At 38.6% G+C, this 1,955-nt stretch carries 2 protein-coding genes; both read right to left on the bottom strand.

The genetic code is table 11. From position 1 onward, the window contains the following. Positions 1-1,339, bottom strand: a 1,339-nt coding sequence (locus ABJD71_RS18225; protein WP_348172948.1) for a S9 family peptidase, incomplete at its 3' end; no start/stop codon positions are given. Positions 1,340-1,444: 105 nt separating this feature from the next. Further along, a partial coding sequence (locus ABJD71_RS18220; protein WP_348172945.1) for a prolyl oligopeptidase family serine peptidase occupies positions 1,445-1,955 on the bottom strand: 511 nt, incomplete at its 5' end.

Below are 1,955 nucleotides of genomic sequence, written 5' to 3'. Positions count from 1 at the left end.
GGTTTGCAAAAAACGAGGTCCAATAATCAAAGCCATCATATTCACGAGCCCCTGGGCCACCATGGGGGTGTAAAATAGTAGCAACAGGACCTTCAGCACCTAGCGGTAGAGTTAAATAACCTTCTAGCTCAGTGCCATCTCGTGCGGTATAAGTGACAAACTTATGCTCGGTTAGTACTTCTGGTAGCAAGTTAGGGTATTGACTCAGAATCGGGGTCAAGGATGCATTCTTGCGATCGCCTAAGAAATATCTCCCTGGAGTGAAATCATTCTCTGTATATAAAAGGTAAATGTTTTCATCTCGGTTAAAGTCCACTAAATATACGTCACTCTCAGGTAGGGCTTTATTCAAAGCATCCTGGAATTTACTTCTTGATTCATCCCAATACACACGGCCATCATCGTTATGAGAATGATAAATACCAATTACATCATTGGTTTTTTTTGAATAAATAAGTGAGCCGTCTACATCGTAATGTTCATCTTCAAAAACTAAGTTAGACTCTTTGCTAGTGAGATCAATTTTGTATAAGGCTTTTTTATCGCCTTTGTATTGGCTGTAGTACAAAATATTTGGGTCTTTTGCAAAACCAAGAGGATTAATACCTGACCCTTCTAAAGCATTATATTCAAACATTTTATGCCAAGTATCATCGTCACCGATCCGCACGCGAACAGACGCTTCGCCTGTTTTATAGTTCAAAGTCTCCCCTAAACGTAAGTTGCCTTGTCTATCTGCCATCCAATCACGAACCAACATTTTGCCTCTAGCAACTCGCTTCTTTTTGCCGTTATTAATATTCAATTTATATACGTCAGGTAAGTTTGCGATTTCTAAGTCTAAAGCAATTAAAATATAGTCTGGTTCATCGGGTAAAAATGATATCACGTTATCTTGAAACTGAGAGATATGCTGGTTTCCATAAATACCTGTTCTAGGCTTAATTAATGGTCGCTGTACTGGCTTTTCGCCATCTATGTCAATTGCCAATAAACGCGTTTCAGTGACATCTGTTTTGCCTCTTTTACTGGCAAACCTTAAACTCACAATAAGGGTTTTCTCATTCGCCCACGTAAACCAATTAACTTTAATCTTTTCATTATCGGATTGAACTACGTATTGCTTTTTTCCTGTGGTGAGATCGAAAGTGGTTAACACTGCAATTTCGGGTGATAAATAGTTACTTATATAGGCAATTTTACTACCGTTAGGAGAAAGATTTGGGCGAGTATTAGAGGGTAATTGACTAAAGCTCTCAACGGGTAGTTCTTCTGAAACACCACTTAAAGAAGTGAATAAAACAACTACCAAACAACACAAGCGAATGATTCCATTCATAAAAGTCTCAAATATTTGCGATTAAAATTAACCCAAAACTATACACAAACTTTATTTGTTTGGCATTAGCTAATAGTGCTGTTTTATCAGCACTATTAGCGACCGTTAATTCAAATGCTTTTTCAAAAATGTATCCATCGCTTTGAAAGTAATGTGACGATTACGTTGAATAGATAAGTAGTGGTCACCATTTTCTAGTTCAATAAATTTCACATCTTTGTTTAAGTCTTGAAGCTCATTTACCATCGCTTCACTTTGTTCAACTGCCACCACTACATCATCTTCTCCATGGATAAATAGCATAGGAATGTTAACTTTATCGGCATGATAAGCCGGTGAGCGAGCTTTTAAGTCAGCAGAGTCATCACCAATCTGTTTTTTTGCAAAGTTGCTGTTTACAAAACGCCGGCTGGTTGAGACTAATTTTTTTAAATCGGTTACGCCGGCAAAACTTATTGCGCACTTAAATAAGTCTGGGGTTTTTACCGCCGCCATAGCGGCTGCATAACCGCCGTAGCTCGCTCCAACGATACACATTTTGTCTTTAAGGGCGATGTTCTGCTCCACTAGCCAATTTGCTGCGTCGGTTAAATCATCTTGCATGGTTAAGCCCCAT

The sequence above is a fragment of the Paraglaciecola sp. genome (genome assembly GCF_039943935.1).
Classification (GTDB): domain Bacteria; phylum Pseudomonadota; class Gammaproteobacteria; order Enterobacterales; family Alteromonadaceae; genus Paraglaciecola.
Note: the sequence above shows the minus strand (reverse complement) of the source record. Positions and strands in the feature narration are given on the sequence as shown.